The sequence below is a fragment of the Roseomonas populi genome (genome assembly GCF_024594815.1).
In the GTDB taxonomy this organism is placed as follows: Bacteria; Pseudomonadota; Alphaproteobacteria; order Acetobacterales; family Acetobacteraceae; genus Roseomonas; species Roseomonas populi.
The window spans coordinates 532,983-551,174 of record NZ_JANJOU010000001.1 but is presented as its reverse complement, the minus strand read 5'-3'; the positions used below and the strand labels follow the sequence as shown (position 1 = coordinate 551,174).

The window sequence follows — 18,192 nt, the reverse complement described above, 5'->3', positions numbered from 1 at the left end:
TCCGATGATCCATTCCGCCAAGGCGATCCTCGCCCTCGCGATCGCCGCCTCGCTCTCCGCCTGCGCCACGCCCGAGATGGCGACCCAGCGCATCGACCCACGCAACGACCGCTCGCCTGTCGGCATGTCGCTTGACAACCGCGACTTCGAGCAGGCGGCCCAAGCCCTCGTCCGCTCCATGCTGGAGAGCGACCGCCTGCAGCCGCGCCCGGACGGGCAGCCGCGCGTGATGGCGATCTCGCTCTTCACCAACGACACCACGCTCCGCATCAACATGAACGAGCTGCTGCAGACCGTTCGGCGCGAGCTGAGCAACTCCGGCCGCGTGGTGGTGACGACGGCCGTCGGGCTGGAAGGGCCGTCTGACCCCCTGGCGATGCAGGCGCGCCAGCTCCGCCAGTCCGGCGAGTTCAACCAGCGCACCGTCGCTGGGCGCGGGCAGATGCTGGCGCCGGACATCAGCCTGACCGGCCGCATCATCCAGCGCACCGCCCGCGTGGACGGCGGTGCCCAGCGCGTGGACTACAACTTCCAGCTCACCCTGACCAACATCCGCACGGGCATTGCCCTGTGGGAGGGGCAGGAGGTCATCAGCCGGGTCGGCAGCGGCCGGACCGTGAGCTGGTGAGGGCGCGGGGGATGACGCGCCTCTCCCGCCGCGCCGCGCTCGCCCTGGGTGGCGCGGGCCTGTCCTGCGCTGCAACCGGGCTGCGCGCGCAGCCGGCCGGTACCGATCCTTCGGTCGCTTCCTCCGTCCAGGCCCAGTACGAGGCGCAGGCGAAGCTGAAGGACACGATTCAGGAGTGGATCGAGCGGAGCGGGTTACGTGACCGGCCGGGCACGATCGTGGAGTTTGGCATGGCCGAGGTCGGCCAGCCCGCGGATCACCCGGAATGGGTCAAGCTGCGAGCCCTGGCCTATGACCAGGCTGTGATGGATGCCCAGCAGAAGGTCGTCCAGTCGCAGAGCACCGCGGTTCAGGCCGATACGGTGGCGCGCCTGTTCCGCGCCGGCCAGCAGGAGCCGCCGCCTTTTCAGCCCTCCGACCTTGAGCGTGCCGGCGTGCTGCCGGACCTCGCGCGCCGGCTGATTGGGCTGGCGAAGGGCAAGCTGGACAACGAGTTGCGGGAACTGGGCATCAACCCCGCCGACTTCGAGCGCACGCCGGAGCCCCAGCGCCACATCCAGATGGCCCAGTCCATCCGGCGCCGCAGCACGATCCGGTCTTTCGGCGAGCTGGTGGGCTTCATGCCCGTCCAGACCTTCGAGAGCCATGACGGCGCCGGGAACTTCACCATCGGCGTCGTCATCGCCGGTTCCCAGCGCACCAAGGCCGTGATCCAGCAGATCCTGACGCGGCGCGGCGAGTTTGAGCCGGACATGGAGCGTGCGCGCGACATCCGCGCCATGGTCGCCGACCGTGCGGCGCTGGTGGACGATTTCGGCGTGCGCCTCGTCTATGACCAGGCTGGCCTTCCCGTCATCGTATCCTTCGCGCAGTGGGGCATTGCCTACAGGGGCAATGACCGCAACCGGATCGGGATGGAGCTGGACGCTGCCGGCACCCAGGCGCGCGCCTCGGCGGATCGGCAGATCGCGGAGTTCCTGGCTGGCAGCGGCCAGTACACGGAGACGTCCGAGACCAGCAAGGAGATGGAGCAGGCCGCCCTGCGCCATGCCGAAGGCTATGTGGAGGAGAGCGCCAGCACCACGTCCGTGCGGGACGCGCTGGAGCGGGTGATGCAGCGGCGCGCGCAGATAAACAGCCTGACGGGTCTTACTACCCTGACCAACTGGTCGAACCGCCATCCGGTGTCCGGGCAGCAGATCATCGGCTGCGTCCGTACCTGGTCCGCTGCCGCGGAACGCGACATTCGGGCCTACCGCGACCAGCGCCCCGCCGCGGCTGCGCCGGCGCGCCCTGCCAACCCTCAGGGCCAGCCCGGGATGCGGACCGGGCGTGAGCTGATGAACAGCCGGGACTTCTGATATGCACCGGATCATCCTCACGCTCCTGCTCCTCCTTGCCGCCGGAGGAGCGGTGGCGCAGCCCGTCTCCATCGACGCGGAAGGCACCGCCGTCACCCGCGAGGATGCGGTGGCGCGCGCCCTGATCAGCGCCGTGGAGCAGGTGACGGGCACCGCGGTGCGGTCCGACGCCGTCTCCCGCCAGATCGGCATCCAGATGAGCGACGATTCCGGCAGCCGGACGGAGCTCTCCGCGGAGATCAGCGCGGCGATCCGGCGGCAGACCGGCGGGATCGTGCGCTCCTACCGCATCCTCTCCACCGAGCGGCAGCCGGACGGCCTCTACCTCGCACGCCTGCAGGTGGAGGTGGAGCGCTTCCAGCCGACAAGCCCGACGGGTGACACCCGCCGGCGGCTCGTCGTCTCGGAATTCAGGGACGAGCGGCGGCGCGAGACGGATTTCGGCCGTCAGCTGCGCGAGCGCCTGGTCCAGCACCTGACCCAGTCCCGCCGCTTCGCCGTGCTCGACCGGGACGCGAACGAGGCCTACGACCGGGAGATGGCGCTCCTCAGCACGGACTCTCCGCTGGCGGAGCGGGTCCGCATCGGGCAGGTGCTGGGCGCGGATTACATCGTGATCGGCCGGATGCGGGTGGGCGCCAGCCGGACGGAGCAGAATATCGCCATCACCGGCGAGACGATCGTCCGCACCTCCGCCCGCGGTGTCCTCGACTTCCAGGTGCTGGAGGCGGCGACGCGCCAGGTGCGCTGGGCGGCCAGCATCGCCGTCAGCAACTCCGGCAACCTGGGCGCGGTGCTGGAGGAGATGGCGACCCGGATCGGCCGCGAGATCACACAGACCATCTATCCGATGCGCGTAATCCGCGCAGACGACCCGCAGGAGATCATCCTGAACCAGGGCGGCGTGACGGTGGTGAACGGCCAGCGCTTCCGCGCCATGATGCTCGGGGAGGAACTGAAGGACCCCTATACCGGGGAGAGCCTGGGGGAGGTGGAGCGCGAGATCGGAGTGGTCCAGGTTCACCGCGTGGACACCCGCGTCTCCTATGCCCGGCTGGTGAGCGGCAGCCTGCCGCCGCAAAATGCCCAGGTCGTACTGCGCCCGGCGCCGCCCGCGCCGCCGCCGGCACAGCGATCCGGCCCGGCCCGGCGGACCGCGGACCAGCGCTCCATGTTCGACTAGCGGCCGTGGCAGGCGGGGAGGGGATCACGCTCGGGACAAATGGTCCGCCAGGGCCTACACCAGGATCAGGATGCCCCTTCCGCCCAATTTTCTCGACGAACTGCGCGCCCGCACCCCCCTGCCGCCGCTGATCGGGCGGAAGGTCAAGCTCACCCGCAACGGGCGCCAGTGGAAGGGTTGCTGCCCCTTCCACAACGAGAAGACCCCCTCCTTCTACGTCTATGACGATCACTTCCACTGCTTCGGCTGCGGCCAGCACGGCGACGCCATCGGCTTCACCATGGGGACCGAGGGCCTGGCCTTCCGCGAGGCAGTGGAGCGCCTGGCGCACGAGGCCGGGCTGGAGGTTCCGAAGGAATCACCCCGCCAGGCAGCGCGGGAGGCCAAGGCCCGCACCCTCCACGACGTCCTGGCCGCCGCCGCCGAGCATATGCAACGCCAGCTCCGCGCTCCGGAGGGCCGGGAAGGGCTGGACTACCTCCGCCGCCGCGGCCTGACGGACGAGACGATCGAGCGCTTCGGCCTCGGCTGGTCCGGCGCCGGGCGCGGCGCCCTGGCCGCCGCCCTGAAGCCGCTGGGAATTGAGCCCCGGCAGCTCGCCGAAGCCGGGCTGGTGAAGCCGGCCGAGGGGCGGGACGGCGCCTATAACGACTTCTTCTACAACCGGGTGATGTTCCCCATCCGGGACCGCCGCGGCCGCATCGTCTCCTTCGGCGGCCGCATTCTCGGGGATGGCCAGCCGAAGTACCTGAACGGGCCGGAGACGGATGTCTTCTCCAAGCGCCGCACCCTCTACGGCCTGGACCTGGCGCGGGAGGCGGTGTTCCGCGGCAAGGCGGACCTCATTGTGGCCGAGGGCTACATGGACGTCATCGCCCTGCATCAGGCGGGGTTCGAGGGCGCGGTGGCCCCGCTCGGCACGGCGCTGACCCCGGAGCAGATGGAGGAGATCTGGAAGGTCACGCCGGAGCCGATCCTCTGCCTGGACGCGGACGCGGCCGGTCTTCGCGCCGCCACCCGCTCCGCCGAGATGATCCTGCCCCTGCTGGGGACGGAGCGGACCCTGCATTTCGCGACCGTGGAGGGCGGCAAGGACCCGGATGAGCTGATCCGCGCCAAGGGCCCGGCCGCCTTCAAGGCGGTGCTGGAGGCGAAGAAGCCCCTGTCAGTGGCCCTCTACGACCTTATGGCCGATGGCCGGCCCCTGGGCACGCCGGAGGGGAGGGCGGCGTTCCGGAACGACCTGGTCGCCGCCGCTGGGCAGATCCCGGACAAGGCCCTGGCCGCCGAGTACCGCGGCGCCCTGCTGGACCGGTTCTTCCAGAACACCCGCCGCCCGCGCGAGGCCCGCCCGCCCGCCGGCACCTTCAACCGCAGTGCCCGCCCGGGCTTCCGCCCGCCGCCGCGCCTGCCGCCCCGCCCGGCCCCGGAACTGGAGGCGACCCGGAAGGAGCAGGCCCGCTGCCTGCTGGCCATCACCCTCGCCAATCCCTGGCTGCTGAACGAGGTGGAGGAGGCCTTTGCTCTGCTGGACCTGCCGCACGGCCCGCCCGCCGCGCTGCAGGCGGCCTTGCTGGCGTGGCATGCCGGGCTTGCCCTCACGGAAGCGTCAGACGGCAGCCCTGCCTCGCTTGACTCGGCCGATCTGGTTGCCCACTTGCACAGGACTGGCCTCGATGAGGCCCGGAACTGGGTGATTCGCGCGACCGGCCTTCCGCGAGAGGCCGGCCCCGATGCCCAGCCCGGGGAAGCCCTCGCTGGCTGGTGGCATTTCTTCGGCTTCCTGCGAGGCGAGGGCGCACTGGTCGAGGACCTGGAAGAGGCAAGACGGGAGCTGGAAGCGGGGAACCCCGCCGCCCAGGCTCGTGTCGTCAGCCTTTCCCGGACCCTGCGCGCCTATCGCAGCGGTGAGACGGGGCTGGAGGATGGCGCTGAGGGCGCCAGCGCATAGGGTAGGGAAGCTTCGTTCCGGCGGCGGTGAGAATCGTCCGCCGGTTTCGTGATCCGTGGCGGGAGAGTGGCATGGCGACGAAGGTGGCGAACGGCACGGAAACGGCTGAGCACCGCGACGAGGCGGTGGAGGGCGCACTGCTCGACAGCCTCCTGGCCTCCGTCAAGAAGCTCATGGCGAAGGGCAAGGAGCGTGGGTACATCACCTACGACGAGTTCAACGCCGCCCTGCCCCAGGGCCAGGTCTCCTCGGAGCAGATCGAGGACACCATGGCCCTCTTCTCCGAGATGGGCATTAACCTTGTTGAGGCCGAAGAGAGCGCCGACGAGGACGCCGAGAAGAAGGCGCCCGCCAAGGCCGAGGGCGAGGAAGAGGAAGGCAAGGAGAAGTCCGAGGACGACGAGGAGGGTGGCGGCAATGTGGACGAGGAGTCCCTCGGCCGCACCGACGACCCCGTCCGGATGTACCTGCGCGAGATGGGCAGCGTGGAGCTGCTCTCCCGCGAGGGCGAGATCGCCATCGCCAAGCGCATCGAGGCCGGGCGCGACATGATGATCGGCGGGCTCTGTGAGAGCCCGCTGACCTTCCGCGCCATCATCGGCTGGCACGAGGCCGTGATCGCCGGCAAGCTGCTGCTGCGCGACGTGATCGACCTCGAGGCCACGAACAACGCCGACATGCCGGACGGCCCGCCGCCGGAGGCCGAGGAGTTCGAGGAGGGCGAGGAGGGCGAGGGCGTCGGCCTGTCCCTCTCCGCGCTCGAGGAGAAGCTGAAGCCGGAGGCGCTGGCCGCCTTCGAGGCGATCGAGGTCGCCTACTCCAAGCTCGAGAAGATGTCCTCCAAGCGGATGGATACCTACACCTCGGGCGGCGAGCTCGCGGGCAAGTCCGAGAAGTCCTACGAGAAGCAGCGCCAAGAGCTGGTGGCGCTGGTACAGAAGGTGCACCTGCACAACAATCGGATCGAGGAGCTGGTCGACCAGATCAAGGGCCTCTACCGCCGCATGGTGGGCTTCGAGGGCCAGGTGCTGCGCTTGGCCGAGAGCCATAAGGTCAAGCGCGCCGAGTTCCTGGAGCAGTGGGCCGGCGCCGAGATGGACCCGACCTGGTTCGACCGCCTGGGCAAGCTGAAGGGCAAGGCCTGGCAGGCCTTCGTCGCGAACTCGCGCGAGGACGCGGAGAACATCCGCGCCGAGATCGGCAAGGTGGCTGCCCAGACTGGCCTGCCGGTGGCCGAGTACAAGCGCGTCTACCAGACCGTCTCGCGCGGCGAGCGCGACATGACCCAGGCGAAGAAGGAGATGATCGAGGCCAACCTCCGCCTCGTGATCTCCATCGCCAAGAAGTACACGAACCGCGGCCTGCAGTTCCTGGACCTGATCCAGGAAGGCAACATCGGCCTGATGAAGGCGGTGGACAAGTTCGAGTACCGGCGCGGCTACAAGTTCAGCACCTACGCCACCTGGTGGATCCGGCAGGCCATCACGCGCTCCATCGCGGATCAGGCGCGCACCATCCGCATCCCCGTGCACATGATCGAGACGATCAACAAGCTGGTCCGCACCAGCCGCCAGATGCTGCACGAGATCGGGCGCGAGCCGCAGCCGGAGGAGCTGGCCGAGAAGCTTGGCATGCCGCTGGAGAAGGTCCGCAAGGTCCTGAAGATCGCGAAGGAGCCGATCTCCCTCGAGACGCCGATCGGCGACGAGGAGGACAGCCACCTCGGCGACTTCATCGAGGACAAGGCGGCCATCATCCCGCTGGACGCCGCCATCCAGTCCAACCTGCGCGAGGCCACCACCCGCGTGCTGTCCAGCCTGACGCCGCGCGAGGAGCGCGTGCTGCGGATGCGCTTCGGCATCGGCATGAACACGGACCACACGCTGGAAGAGGTCGGGCAGCAGTTCAACGTGACGCGGGAGCGCATCCGCCAGATCGAGGCGAAGGCGCTGCGAAAGCTGAAGCACCCGACGCGGTCCCGCAAGCTCCGGTCCTTCCTGGACAACTGAGGTGTCGGCGGCTCCGGTTTTGACCACTCCGGTCCAGGTTGAGGTCACGTTCCTGCGCATGGAGCACCCGCCGGCCGACACGCCGGCGGCGCTGCCGCCCGATGCCGCCGTGGTGCCCGTGCCAGGCTGCACCGTGGGCTTCTACCGCTACCTGTACGACACGGTGGGGCGCGACTACTGCTGGTGGCTGCGCCGCACCGTGCCGGACGCGAAGATCGCCTCCATCCTGCGCGACCCTGCCGTCTCCATCTACGCCCTGTACCGCGGCGGCGAGCCGGCGGGGTTCTACGAGCTGGAGCGGCGCTGGGACGGCACCACCAACCTCTCCTATTTCGGGCTCATGCCGCATGCCATCGGGCAGCACATGGGCCGGGCCTTCCTGCGCCACGCCATCGACACCGCCTGGGCCAATTCCTGCAACCTGCTCACGGTGAACACCTGCACGGCCGACCACCCGCGCGCGCTGCCGAACTACATCGCGGCCGGCTTCCGCGTGGTGCGGCGGGTGCGGGAGGAGTGGCCGGTGCCGACCAACCTCGGCCTGCGCCTGCCCGCGCCGCTGCGGGCGGGGTAGGGCCTTTCAATCGGCGCGCGGGTGCGCTCGCCGCCAAGTTTCCAGCAGCCCCGCTTGGTCCACCGCCGTGTAGCGCTGGGTGGTGGACAGGCTGGCATGGCCCAGCAGCTCCTGAATCGCGCGCAGGTCCGCGCCGCCGCCCAGCAGGTGGGTGGCGAAGGAGTGGCGCAGCGCGTGGGGCGTCGCGTGCTCCGGCAGGCCTGTCGCGCGGCGCAGGTCCTGCAGGGCGCGCTGCGCCACGGTCGCCGCCAGCCGCCCGCCCTTCGCGCCGGTGAAGAGCGGGTCGCCCGGCCCGGCCGGGCCGCGGTGGCGCAGCCACTCCGCGATGGCCGCCTCCACCGCCGGCAGCACGGGCACCACCCGTTCCTTGCTCCCCTTGCCCATCACCCGCAGGCCCTGGCCGGCACGCGGGGCATCCCGCAGGTTCAGCGCCAGGGCCTCCGAGATGCGGAGGCCGCAGCCGTAGAGAAGGGTAAAGAGCGCTTGATTCCGCGCGGCCAGCGCGGGGCTGTCCTCGAAGCTGTCCGTGACGGCGGTGCGGGCCTGGGATTCCGTCAGGGCGCGCGGCACGGGTGGCTTGCGGCGCGGCCCGGTCAGCCCGCCGAGCGGCAGCGGCGCCATCCCGTGCCGGCGGACTAGGAAGCGCAGGAAGGTCTTGATTGCCGAGAGCTGCCGCGCGCGGGACGAGTTGCCGACCCCCTGCGAGGCGCGATGGGCCAGGAAGGCGCGCAGGTCGGCCAGCCCCAGCGCGGCGAGGTCCGGCTCCCCGCCCTGGTGAGAGGTGAGGAAGGCCAGCAGGTCGGCGATGTCGCGGCCATAGGCCTCCACCGTTTCCGGGCTGGCGCGGCGCTCTCCCACCAGCCAGTCCAGGAAGGCCTGCCGCGCGGCCAGCGGTGCGATCACGGCGCGCCATCCAGGGCGCGGGCCAAGGCATGGGCCAGCAGGCGCAGCGGGGCGGTCGCGCCGCGCAACGGCAGCCGCCCTGCCTCACGCGCGCCCAGTACCAGCAGCCGGGGCCGGGGTCCGGGAAGGCGGGCCAGGGCGTCGCGGGCGATCAGGGCCTGGGCCTCCCCGTGCAGGGCGGCGTCGGCGGGGGCGTCGCGCAGCAGCACCTCGCGCCCGGCCATCAGCTCGGCGATGGCACCGGGCTGCAGGTCGCGCAGGGCGGGGGAGGGCGGGCCTTCGGCGGCCAGGGCGGCACTTTCCAGCCCGAGCAGCGCGGGCCATTCGGCGGAAACCACGGCCAGCGGATCCGGCGCGCCGATCAGGGCTGTCACGGCCGTGGCGGCGCGGAGGGTCAGGTCCTGCCCGGCGCGGGCCGCATCGGCCACCGCCCCGGTCTCGGCCCGGGCGGCGCTCAGCAGCGCCTCCATATGGTCGGCCAGGGTCTCGCCATGGACGCGGACCGGGGGATGCAGGGCGCGGTAAAGGGCCGGCCGCTCCGCCAGGAAGCCGGGATGCGCGGCGAGGTAGGAGGCAACGCGCGCCGCCTCCTGATCGGCGGGCCGGTCGGGCTGAGGGGCGGGGCGGGTCATCGGCCCCAGATTGCCAGGGTGTGCGGCGGCACGCGAATCGTGCCGCTAGGGGGAACGCGGCCCGTGCAGCCGGGCCATGGCATCCGCCAGGTGGGAGGCGAAGGCGCCGGCGGCCGCGGGCATGGCCGTTCCCGTCCGCGCGTAGAGGCCGAGGGTGCTCCGCACGGCCTCCCGCCCCTGGCGCAGGGGGACATGCACCAGCCGCCCCGCCTCCAGTTCCGTCTCCAGGCCCACGCGGGTCATGAAGGCTATGCCCAGGCCGCGCAGGACCATGCCCTTCATCAGCTCCACGGAACCGGCCTCGTGCCGCACGCCGCCGCTGCCGACGAGCAACTCGTCGATCTGCCCGCGATTGGCGAAGTTGCCGCGGGGCAGGATCAGGGGCGATCCCGCGCAGTCGCCCAGCCCGATCGTGGGGCGGCCCCCCAGCGGGTGGTCGGGCGGCACCACGGCGCCGAGTTCCAGGGTCACGGCCGCCAGCTGCCGCAGCCCGGGCCGTCGGCGCACCTCGAACGCAAGGCCCAGATGGGCGTCGCCCGCCAGCACGGCATCCGGGATGGCGGCGCTGCCCTGGATAGCGGTGCTGACCGTCACGCGCGGGTGGCGCTCCGCCAGTGCGGCCAGGGCCTCCGGCACGATCCGGTGGCACAACCCCTCCAGCGTCGCCAGCTCCACATGACCAGTGCGGAGGCCTCGCAGCCCGTCCAGCTCCCCCCGCGCCCGCTCCGCGTCGCGCAGGACGGTAGCGACGTGCCCGGCCAGCACCTCTCCCGCCGCGGTCAGGCGCAGTCCGCCGGGCAGGCGCTCGAACAGCTTGGCGCCTAGTTCCTCCTCCAGCTTCAGCACCTGCCGGTTCACGGCGGAGGAGGCGATGTTCAGCCGCCGCGCCGCTTCCCGGATCGAGCCGGCACGGCGGACGGCGTCGAAGTAGGGCAGGGCGGGGGCGTGGATGCGGAAGCCGGCGGGTGATGCCATGTCGGCATCAGCCTGCCCGAAATTCTCTGCTTTTGCGAGCGGGCCTTCCGGGTGTCACATGCCTCCTTGGTTCGAGAGGCCGCCATGCCCAACACCGCCGCGCCCGTGATGCGCCCCGTTTCCGCCGAACCGGCGGAGGTGATCGTCCACGCCGCGCTCAACGCCGAGTACCGGCACCTGATCCTGCACGCCGGGCCGCGCGCCACGGCGGCAAGGCCCGGGCAGTTCTTCCAGCTCCTCTGCCCCGCCCCGCCGGGGGAGGCACCCTTCCTGCGCCGGCCGATGAGCCTCTACGGCGCCGATCCGGCGGCGGGCACGGTGGAGTTCCTCTACAAGGTCACGGGCGCGGGCACGCGCGGGCTCTCCACCCTCGCTCCGGGTGACGAGCTGGACATCATGGGGCCGCTGGGGCGCGGCTTCACGCTGGACTGCGGTTGGCGGAACATCGTTGTGGTCGGGCGCGGGGCGGGGCTGGCCACCCTTGCGCCGCTGGCCCGCGCAGCGCGGGCGGCAGGGATCGGCGTGACGGCCGTGCTCAGCGCACGGCGGCCGGAGCTGGTCGTCTCCGACGCCCTGTTCCGTGACCAGGGCGCGGAGGTGATCGCCGTGACGGACCAGGAAGGGACCAGCGGCCCCGCCCATGTGGAGCGCCTGCTGCGCGGGCTGGTGGCGGAGGGTCGGGCCAATGCCTTCCTCACCTGCGGCTCCGCCCGACTGCTGCGCGTGCAGCAGCGCCTGGCGCGTGAGTTCGGCATCCCCGGCCAGGTGGCGATGGAGCAGCAGATGGCCTGCGGCCTGGGCATGTGCTTCTGCTGCGTGCGCGATTTCGAGGTGGGGGGCGAGACCGTCCACAAGCGCGTCTGCTGGGACGGCCCGGTCTTCGACATGCTGGAGGCGGTGGCATGATCCAGGGAAGCATGACCGATCTTTCCGTCAGCATCGGCGGGCTGACCCTCGCCAATCCCGTGATGCCGGCCTCCGGCACCTTCGCGGAGGGACTGGCCCTGGCCGCCAACCTGGACAGGCTCGGCGCGCTGGTGACGAAGACGATCACGCGCGAGCTGCGCGCGGGAAACCCGCTGCCCCGCGTGGCGGAGGTTTCGGGCGGGATGCTGAACGCCATCGGCATCCCCTCCAAGGGCGTGCCCTATTTCCTGGAGCACACGCTGCCGGAGATGCGCCGTTTCGCGCCGCCGCTGGTGGTCAGCATCTCCGCGCCGACGGCCGAGGGCTTCGCCAGTCTCGCCGCCGAGGTCTCGGTGCCCGGCGTCGCGGCGATCGAGGCCAACATCTCCTGCCCGAACATCGAGGAGGACGGCCGCGCCTTCGCGATGCGCGCCGATTCCACCGAGGCGGTGATGCGCCGCATCCGCGCGGCGACGAAGCTGCCGGTCTGGGCGAAGCTGACGCCGAACACCGGCGACATCCCCGAGGTCTCCCGCGCCGCGGAGGCGGCCGGGGCGGATGCGCTGGTGGTGGCGAACACCATCCTGGCCATGTCGGTGGACCTGAACACCTTCCGCCCGCGCCTGGGCAACGTGATGGGCGGTCTCTCCGGCCCCGCCATCAAGCCCATCGTGCTGCGGCAGGTCTACCAGGCCGCGCGCAGCGTCCGCATTCCCGTGATCGGCTGCGGCGGAATCTCCACCGCCGAGGACGCGGCGGAGTACATGGTGGCCGGCGCCGCGGCGGTGCAGGTGGGCACCGCCACCTTCATCCAGCCCGGCGCGATGGAAGCGGTGATCGACGGGCTGGACCGCTTCTGCGCCGCGCGCGGCATCGCCCGCGTGGCGGAGCTGACGGGCGCCATCAACCGCGAGGAAACGGACGAGGCGGAGCTGGAATGGACGGAGCCGGTATCTTGAGCGCGGCGCTGGAACCGGCGCTGGACCGCGCCCTGGCCGAGCGCCTGTTCGACAGGCTGCGCGAAACCTCCTTCGACGGCGTGGGCATCACCCGCGAGAGCTACGGCGCGGGCGAATCCCTCGCGCTGGACATCGTGGAGGAGGAGGCGCGCGCGCTCGGCCTGGAGACGGCGCGGGACGCGGGCGCGAACCTCGTCGTCACCCTGCCGGGCCGCGATCCGTCACTTCCGGCCGCTGCCTGCGGCTCACACCTCGATTCAGTGCCCCAGGGCGGCAATTTCGACGGCGCGGCGGGCGTGGTGGCTGGGCTCATGGCCCTGGCGCGCTTCAAGGCCGAGGGCTTCCGGCCCACCCGCCCGATCCGCCTGATGGCCCTGCGCGGGGAGGAGAGCGCCTGGTTCGGCCGGGCCTATATGGGCTCTTCCGCCCTCTTCGGCCGCCTCTCGCCGGAGGACCTGGCGACGCCGCACGTCGTGACCGGCCGCCCGCTGCTCGAATCCATGCGGGATGCGGGCGTGGAGGCCGACCGCGTAGCGCGGGGCGAGGCGCTGCTGGACCCCGCCTCCCTCGCCTGCTGGCTGGAGATCCATATCGAGCAGGGACCGGTGCTGATCGCCCGGAACCTGCCTGTGGCGGTCGTCACGGGCATCCGCGGCAACATCCGCCACCGTGCCATCGAGTGCATCGGGGAGGCCGGGCATTCCGGCGCCATCCCGCGCTGGCTGCGCCACGACGCCGTCTTCGCCACGGCCGAGCTCATCACCCGGCTGGACCGCCACTGGCGCACCCTGCTGGAGCGTGGGCGGGACCTGGTGGTGACCACCGGCATCATCGGCACCGATCCCGCCGAGCACGCCCTGGCCCGCATCCCCGGCCGCCTGCGCTTTTCCCTTGAGGCGCGGAGCCAGAGCACGGAGGTGCTGGAGGCCTTCTACGACCTCTTCCTCTCGGAATGCGCGGGGATCGCGGAGGAGCGCGGCGTGGAGTTCCGCTTCGACCGCCGCCTGGACACGGCGCCCGCCCGGATGGATGAGGGGTTGATCGGGCGGCTTCGGGCCGGCCTGCGTGCCATGGGCCAGCCGGACGAGCCGGTGCCCAGCGGCGCCGGGCACGACGCCGCCGTCTTCGCCGGGGCGGGAGTGCCGAGCGCCATGATCTTCATCCGCAACCAGAACGGGTCCCACAACCCGCACGAGGCGATGGAACTGGACGACTTCCTCGTCGGCGCCGAGCTGCTGGCCCGCACCCTGCGCGAGATCGCGGCGTGAGCGGGGACCGGATGGCGCGGCTGCTGCTGGAAGGCTGCGCGGTGCGGGTGAGCCACGAGCAGCCCTTCATCCTCGCCGCCGGCTGGGCCAGCCCCGCCTATGTCGATGTGCGCCTGCTGATCGGCGATCCCGCCCTGCGCCGCGCGGCCGTATCCATGGCCGCCGAGGCCATCCGCTCCGCCCTGCCGGAAGCGCCCGAGGCCCTGGCGGGCGCGGAAACGGCGGGCATTCCCTGGGCCGCCTGGCTGGCCGAGGCGCTGGACCTGCCGCTGCGCTATGTTCGCAAGCGCCCCCTGGGCATCGGCCGCAATGCCCAGGTTGAGGGCGGGACGGTCGAGGGGATGCGCGTGCTGCTGGTGGACGACCTGATGACGGATGGCAGCAGCAAGACCGCCTTCACGCGGGGGCTGCGTTCGGCCGGGGCGGAGGTGACGCACGCCCTCTGCCTCTTCCACCACGGCACCTTTCCCGGCGGCGCCGAGCGGATGGCGCATCTCGGGCTGGAACTGGTGGCGCTGGCGAGCTGGCGGGACGTGCTGGCCGTGGAAGGCGCGGCCGCCCTGCCGGAGGCGGACCGGGCGGTGCTGGGCGCCTTCCTGGCGGACCCGGTGGGATGGTCGGCCGCGCATGGCGGGCGGGCGACGCTGGCGCGGCCGGCGCTCTGACGCTGACCCCGGCTCAGCCGGGGATGACCCTGACCTCGCCCGAGACGCGGATGCTGGCACCGGGCTCGCCCGTGATCGCCGCGCGCAGGCGCGACGGCGCGCCCATGTCTTCGCCCTGCCGGATCTCGATCCCGCCGCCATGGGGCCAGCCGAGATCGCGCAGCAGGCCCCCCAGGGCCGCCGCCGCGGCACCGGTCGCAGGATCCTCATAGACCCCGCCGGCGGCGAAGGGGTTGCGGGCGTGGAAGAGCCGGGGCGTCTCGGCATGGACGAGGCTGATCGTCACAAGCCCGTTCGCCGCCATCATCGCCCGGCCCGCCTCCTGGTCGTAGCGCATGGCCGCCAGCGCGGCCCGGTCCCGCAGGGCCAGGACCAGATGGCGAGCGCCCGCCTCCGCGATGGAGGGAGGAAGGCGGAGGTCGAGGTCCCCGGGGCGGTAGCCGAACAGCGTCAGCGCCTCCGCCGCGAGATCCGGCCCGGCCGGCCGGCTGCGCGTCGGCGGGGATTGCAGGGCGGCGGCCAGGCCCGTGCCGGTGCGGCGGCCCTCCACCGTGATCCGGCCCTCGTTGAGGACCAGCGGGAAGACCCCGTCGCCCCTCCGTATCGCGAGCGCCGCCCCCAAGGCGATCGTCGCATGGCCGCAGAAGGGCACCTCCATCGCCGGGGCGAAGTAGCGGACGCGCCAGCCGTCCCCGTCAGGTGCGGCGAAAGCGGTCTCGGAATAGCCCACCTCCGCCGCGATCGCCTGCATGGCATCCGCGCCGGGCAGGGCAGGGCCGACAACGACCCCGGCAGGGTTCCCGCCGACCTCCCCATCCGAGAAGGCGGCGAGCCGTTCCACCCGCGGTTCCATGGTCCCCGTGCCCTTCCTGTTTCCAGCCGCGCCGAGGCCGGCCCCCAGCGTCAGCGTTCCCGGCTGCGGCCGATGATCCGCGAAACCACCATCAGCACCACCCCCAGCGCGATCACCGCGAAGGCGAGGGGGGCGGAGGCGACCGCGTCCATCAGGGCCATCGGCACCCAGAACAGGGAGTCGAGGACCCAGCGCGGAAACCAGAGCAGCTCTTCCCACCCCACCGCATGGGCTGCGACGCCCACTGCGACGAGGAGGATACCGAGCGACCAGAGTGCCCTGGCGTGCATCAGAGGATGGACTGGCCGGTCTTCTTCCAGTCCGCCAGGAAGCTCTCCAGCCCCTTATCCGTCAGCGGGTGCTTGTAGAGGGACTTGATGACGGCCGTCGGTAGGGTGGCCACATGGGCGCCCAGCTTCGCCGCCTGGATCAGGTGGATGGGGTGGCGGATGGAGGCGACCAGCACCTCGGTCCGGATCGCGTCGTAGTTCTCGTAGATCTGCACGACGTCGGCGATCAGCTCCATCCCGTTCTGGCCGATGTCGTCCAGCCGCCCGACGAAGGGGGAGATGTAGGTGGCCCCAGCCTTAGCAGCGAGCAGCGCCTGGGCGGCGGAGAAGCAGAGAGTGACGTTGACCATCACCCCGTTGTTCACCATATGTTTGCATGCGCGCAGCCCCGCTTCCGTCAGCGGCAGCTTGATCACGACGTTCGGCGCGATGCGGCCGAGGTGCTCGCCCTCCCGCATCATGCCGTCGTAATCGGTGGCCGTGACCTCGGCGGAGACCGGGCCGGGGGTGATGTCGCAGATCTCCTTGATCACCTCGGCCATGGGGCGACCCGCCTTGGCGATCAGGGAGGGGTTGGTGGTGACGCCGTCGAGCAGTCCGCTCTCGGCGAGGGCACGGATCTCGGAGACCTCGGCGGTGTCCACGAAGAATTTCATGATAGGGGTCCTGAAGGGCCTGCGGGCGGACAAATAGCGATGGAAGACGCCGAGGCCAACGCGAACCAGCCAAGCTTCGATGGTGGCCTCTTCGGGGATGGCCTCGTTTCCGCCCCGGCCGCCACCGCGAAGGGCAAGCGCCACGCCGCGCCGAAGGGGCCGCCGGTCCGCCGCATCCGCGTCCTGCTGCCCCTCCCGCTCGATACGCCGGGGGGAGGGGCCTACGACTACCGTGTCCCCAACGGCGCCGCCCTGCCGGAGATCGGCAGCTTCGTCGCCGTGCCCCTCGGCGGGCGGGAGATGCTGGGCGTCGTCTGGGACGGCGAGCCGGACCCGAACCTGCCGGAAGGCAAGCTGCGGGACATCCTGGGCGTCCTGCCCGCGCCTCCCATGAAGCCGGCGCTGCGCCGCTTCGTGGAATGGGTTTCGGCCTATACCCTCTCCCCGCCCGGCGCGGTGCTGCGCATGGCCATGTCCGTGCCCTCCGCGCTGGAGCCGCCGGGTCAGCAGGCCGGGTGGAAGCTTTCCGCGGCCGGGGAGGCGGCCCAGGGCGGCGCGCCGGGCTACCGCATGACCCCCCAGCGCCGCCGCGTGCTGGACGTGATGGAGCCGGGCGAGCCTCGCGCCGGCGCCGACATCGCGGACGAGGCGGGAGTCTCCACCGCCGTGCTGCGCGGCATGGCCGATAACGGCCTGATCGAGCCCGCCCTGCTGCCGCGCCCGCCCGCCTTCGCGCGGCCCGACCCCGACCATCCCGGCCCCATCCTGGGCGAGGAGCAGGCCGAGGCCGCCGCGACCTTGCGCGAATCGGTTGCGAAGCGCGCCTTCGGCGTCACCCTCCTCCAGGGCGTCACCGGCTCGGGCAAGACCGAGGTCTATCTGGACGCGGTGGCGGAATGCCTGCGCCAGGGGCGGCAGACGCTCGTTATGCTGCCGGAAATCGCCCTCTCCACCCAGTGGCTGGACCGCTTCAAGGCGCGCTTCGGCTGCGCCCCCGCGCTATGGCACTCCGAGCTCTCCGGCCGCCAACGCCGCGCCACCTGGCGGGCCGTGGCGGATGGTGAGGTGGGGGTGCTGGTGGGCGCCCGCTCCGCGCTGTTCCTGCCCTATCCGGACCTCGGCCTCATCATCGTGGACGAGGAGCACGAGACGGCCTTCAAGCAGGAGGACGGGGTGATCTACCACGCCCGCGACATGGCCGTGGTACGCGCCCGCATGGCCGAGGCCACCTGCGTCCTCGTCTCCGCGACGCCGAGCCTGGAGACGCTGACCAACGCGGAGCAGGGCCGCTACACCGCCCTGAACCTGCCCACCCGCCACGGCAGCGCCGGCCTGCCGGAGGTCACGGTGATGGACCTCCGCAAGACCCCGCCGGAGCGCGGCCGCTTCATCGCCCCGCCGCTGATCGAGGCCATCACGGAGACCCTGGCGCGGGGGGAGCAGGCGATGCTCTTCCTCAACCGCCGGGGCTACGCGCCGATGACGCTGTGCCGCGCCTGCGGCCACCGCATCCGCTGCCCCAACTGCACGGCCTGGCTGGTGGAGCACCGCGCCCAGCGCCGCCTGCAGTGCCACCATTGCGGCCACGCCGAGCCCATCCCCCCGCACTGCCCGGAATGTGGCGCGGAGGGCAGTCTGACCGCGATCGGCCCGGGGGTGGAGCGGGTGCAGGAGGAGGCCGCCGTCCTCTTCCCCGATGCCCGGCGCCTAGTGATGGCCAGCGACACCATTCCCGGCCCTGCCGCCGCCGCGGAGGCGGCGCGGCAGATCCAGGACCGGGAGGTGGACCTGCTGATCGGCACCCAGATCGTCGCCAAAGGCTGGCACTTCGCCCACCTCACCCTGGTGGGGGTGGTGGACGCCGATCTCGGCTTGGCGGGTGGCGACCTGCGGGCGGCGGAGCGGACCGTTCAGCTCCTGCACCAGGTGTCCGGCCGCGCCGGGCGTGCGGAGAGCCCGGGGCGGGTGATTCTGCAGTCCTGGAACCCGGAGCACCCGGTGATGCAGGCCCTCGTCTCCGGCGACCTGCCGGCCTTCATGGCTGAGGAGGCCGAGGCGCGCCGCCCCGGTAGCTGGCCGCCCTTCGGCCGCCTCGCGGCGCTGATCGTGAGCTCGGAGGATGAGCGCGCGGCGGACCGTGTGGCGCGCGATCTCGGCCTCGCTGCCCCGGGCGGAACCGGCGTGGAGGTGCTGGGCCCCGCGCCGGCGCCGCTGGCGATGCTGCGCGGCCGGCACCGCCGCCGCCTGCTGCTGAAAGCGCGGCGGGAGGTGGCGGTGCAGCCACTGCTGCGGGAATGGCTTTCCCGGGTGGAGGTGCCGAACGCGGTGCGCGTCCAGGTGGACGTGGACCCCGTGAGCTTCCTCTAGGAAGGGAAGTTC

At 71.9% G+C, this 18,192-nt stretch carries 17 protein-coding genes; 11 read left to right on the top strand and 6 right to left on the bottom strand.

Features of this window, described 5'->3' with window-relative positions; all coding sequences use genetic code 11:
• Positions 1–4 precede the first annotated feature (4 nt).
• From lpoB to NRP21_RS02720, 6 genes are all read left to right on the top strand, one after another.
• Positions 5–628: a penicillin-binding protein activator LpoB gene (lpoB, locus tag NRP21_RS02745; protein ID WP_257714620.1), complete on the top strand. Its 624-nt coding sequence runs from the start codon at positions 5–7 to the stop codon at positions 626–628.
• A gap of 11 nt (positions 629–639) precedes the next feature.
• Positions 640–1,989: a DUF6844 domain-containing protein gene (locus NRP21_RS02740; RefSeq protein WP_257714619.1), complete on the top strand. Its 1,350-nt coding sequence runs from the start codon at positions 640–642 to the stop codon at positions 1,987–1,989.
• Position 1,990: 1 nt separating this feature from the next.
• Positions 1,991–3,172: a CsgG/HfaB family protein gene (locus tag NRP21_RS02735; RefSeq protein WP_257714618.1), complete on the top strand. Its 1,182-nt coding sequence runs from the start codon at positions 1,991–1,993 to the stop codon at positions 3,170–3,172.
• 70 nt (positions 3,173–3,242) lie between these two features.
• Complete coding sequence (gene dnaG / locus NRP21_RS02730) at positions 3,243–5,123, top strand: DNA primase (protein WP_257714617.1); 1,881 nt, start codon at positions 3,243–3,245, stop codon at positions 5,121–5,123.
• A 71-nt stretch (positions 5,124–5,194) separates the two neighbouring features.
• Positions 5,195–7,132 carry an RNA polymerase sigma factor RpoD gene (rpoD, locus tag NRP21_RS02725; RefSeq protein ID WP_257714616.1) on the top strand — a complete coding sequence of 646 codons (1,938 nt, stop codon included), beginning with the start codon at positions 5,195–5,197 and terminating at the stop codon, positions 7,130–7,132.
• Positions 7,133–7,190: 58 nt separating this feature from the next.
• Positions 7,191–7,706: a GNAT family N-acetyltransferase gene (locus NRP21_RS02720; protein ID WP_257714615.1), complete on the top strand. Its 516-nt coding sequence runs from the start codon at positions 7,191–7,193 to the stop codon at positions 7,704–7,706.
• Positions 7,707–7,712: 6 nt separating this feature from the next.
• On the opposite strand, the gene NRP21_RS02715 is transcribed toward NRP21_RS02720, so the two are convergent.
• The 3 genes from NRP21_RS02715 to NRP21_RS02705 are packed head-to-tail and all read right to left on the bottom strand — an operon-like array spanning position 7,713 to position 10,216.
• On the bottom strand, positions 7,713–8,606 hold the full coding sequence (locus NRP21_RS02715) for a tyrosine recombinase XerC (RefSeq protein WP_257714694.1): 894 nt from the start codon (positions 8,604–8,606) through the stop codon (positions 7,713–7,715).
• Positions 8,606–9,241: a hypothetical protein gene (locus NRP21_RS02710; protein WP_257714614.1), complete on the bottom strand. Its 636-nt coding sequence runs from the start codon at positions 9,239–9,241 to the stop codon at positions 8,606–8,608. Before NRP21_RS02710 ends, NRP21_RS02715 begins: the two co-directional genes overlap by 1 nt.
• 45 nt (positions 9,242–9,286) lie before the next feature.
• Complete coding sequence (locus tag NRP21_RS02705; RefSeq protein ID WP_257714613.1) at positions 9,287–10,216, bottom strand: LysR family transcriptional regulator; 930 nt, start codon at positions 10,214–10,216, stop codon at positions 9,287–9,289.
• An 84-nt stretch (positions 10,217–10,300) separates the two neighbouring features.
• On the opposite strand from NRP21_RS02705, the gene NRP21_RS02700 reads away from it, so the two are divergent.
• Genes NRP21_RS02700 through NRP21_RS02685 form a run of 4 tightly spaced genes read left to right on the top strand, consistent with a single transcriptional unit; the run spans position 10,301 to position 14,014 of the window.
• A complete protein-coding gene (locus NRP21_RS02700; protein ID WP_257714612.1) occupies positions 10,301–11,122 on the top strand; it encodes a dihydroorotate dehydrogenase electron transfer subunit in 822 nt (273 codons plus the stop codon).
• Positions 11,119–12,081, top strand: coding sequence for a dihydroorotate dehydrogenase (locus NRP21_RS02695; protein ID WP_257714611.1), 963 nt, complete (start codon positions 11,119–11,121; stop codon positions 12,079–12,081). The genes NRP21_RS02700 and NRP21_RS02695 overlap by 4 nt, the downstream gene beginning before the upstream one ends.
• Positions 12,078–13,349: a Zn-dependent hydrolase gene (locus tag NRP21_RS02690; RefSeq protein WP_257714610.1), complete on the top strand. Its 1,272-nt coding sequence runs from the start codon at positions 12,078–12,080 to the stop codon at positions 13,347–13,349. Before NRP21_RS02695 ends, NRP21_RS02690 begins: the two co-directional genes overlap by 4 nt.
• Entirely contained in the window at positions 13,346–14,014 is a 669-nt protein-coding gene (locus NRP21_RS02685) for an orotate phosphoribosyltransferase (protein ID WP_257714609.1), read from the top strand. Before NRP21_RS02690 ends, NRP21_RS02685 begins: the two co-directional genes overlap by 4 nt.
• Positions 14,015–14,027: 13 nt before the next feature.
• On the opposite strand, the gene NRP21_RS02680 is transcribed toward NRP21_RS02685, so the two are convergent.
• Genes NRP21_RS02680 through fsa form a run of 3 tightly spaced genes read right to left on the bottom strand, consistent with a single transcriptional unit; the run spans position 14,028 to position 15,813 of the window.
• On the bottom strand, positions 14,028–14,867 hold the full coding sequence (locus NRP21_RS02680) for a PhzF family phenazine biosynthesis protein (protein WP_257714608.1): 840 nt from the start codon (positions 14,865–14,867) through the stop codon (positions 14,028–14,030).
• A 50-nt stretch (positions 14,868–14,917) separates the two neighbouring features.
• Positions 14,918–15,157 carry a hypothetical protein gene (locus NRP21_RS02675; RefSeq protein WP_257714607.1) on the bottom strand — a complete coding sequence of 80 codons (240 nt, stop codon included), beginning with the start codon at positions 15,155–15,157 and terminating at the stop codon, positions 14,918–14,920.
• The gene (gene fsa, locus NRP21_RS02670) at positions 15,157–15,813 is read right to left on the bottom strand and encodes a fructose-6-phosphate aldolase (RefSeq protein ID WP_257714606.1); all 657 of its coding nucleotides are present in this window, start codon (positions 15,811–15,813) and stop codon (positions 15,157–15,159) included. Before fsa ends, NRP21_RS02675 begins: the two co-directional genes overlap by 1 nt.
• A 39-nt stretch (positions 15,814–15,852) precedes the next feature.
• Here fsa and NRP21_RS02665 point away from each other — a divergent pair, with 39 nt between their 5' ends.
• A complete protein-coding gene (locus NRP21_RS02665; RefSeq protein WP_257714605.1) occupies positions 15,853–18,180 on the top strand; it encodes a primosomal protein N' in 2,328 nt (775 codons plus the stop codon).
• Positions 18,181–18,192 lie beyond the last annotated feature (12 nt).

What these genes read in the sequence shown, in the direction of transcription:
- NRP21_RS02740 (WP_257714619.1), top strand. Translation starts at nt 640, where the DNA reads ATGACGCGCCTCTCCCGCCGCGCCGCGCTCGCCCTGGGTGGCGCGGGC.
- NRP21_RS02680 (WP_257714608.1), bottom strand. Translation starts at nt 14,867, where the DNA reads ATGGAACCGCGGGTGGAACGGCTCGCCGCCTTCTCGGATGGGGAGGTC.
- NRP21_RS02705 (WP_257714613.1), bottom strand. Translation starts at nt 10,216, where the DNA reads ATGGCATCACCCGCCGGCTTCCGCATCCACGCCCCCGCCCTGCCCTAC.
- NRP21_RS02720 (WP_257714615.1), top strand. Translation starts at nt 7,191, where the DNA reads ATGGAGCACCCGCCGGCCGACACGCCGGCGGCGCTGCCGCCCGATGCC.
- NRP21_RS02665 (WP_257714605.1), top strand. Translation starts at nt 15,853, where the DNA reads ATGGAAGACGCCGAGGCCAACGCGAACCAGCCAAGCTTCGATGGTGGC.
- NRP21_RS02695 (WP_257714611.1), top strand. Translation starts at nt 11,119, where the DNA reads ATGATCCAGGGAAGCATGACCGATCTTTCCGTCAGCATCGGCGGGCTG.
- lpoB (WP_257714620.1), top strand. Translation starts at nt 5, where the DNA reads ATGATCCATTCCGCCAAGGCGATCCTCGCCCTCGCGATCGCCGCCTCG.
- NRP21_RS02700 (WP_257714612.1), top strand. Translation starts at nt 10,301, where the DNA reads ATGCCCAACACCGCCGCGCCCGTGATGCGCCCCGTTTCCGCCGAACCG.
- dnaG (WP_257714617.1), top strand. Translation starts at nt 3,243, where the DNA reads ATGCCCCTTCCGCCCAATTTTCTCGACGAACTGCGCGCCCGCACCCCC.
- NRP21_RS02735 (WP_257714618.1), top strand. Translation starts at nt 1,991, where the DNA reads ATGCACCGGATCATCCTCACGCTCCTGCTCCTCCTTGCCGCCGGAGGA.
- NRP21_RS02675 (WP_257714607.1), bottom strand. Translation starts at nt 15,157, where the DNA reads ATGCACGCCAGGGCACTCTGGTCGCTCGGTATCCTCCTCGTCGCAGTG.
- fsa (WP_257714606.1), bottom strand. Translation starts at nt 15,813, where the DNA reads ATGAAATTCTTCGTGGACACCGCCGAGGTCTCCGAGATCCGTGCCCTC.
- rpoD (WP_257714616.1), top strand. Translation starts at nt 5,195, where the DNA reads ATGGCGACGAAGGTGGCGAACGGCACGGAAACGGCTGAGCACCGCGAC.
- NRP21_RS02710 (WP_257714614.1), bottom strand. Translation starts at nt 9,241, where the DNA reads ATGACCCGCCCCGCCCCTCAGCCCGACCGGCCCGCCGATCAGGAGGCG.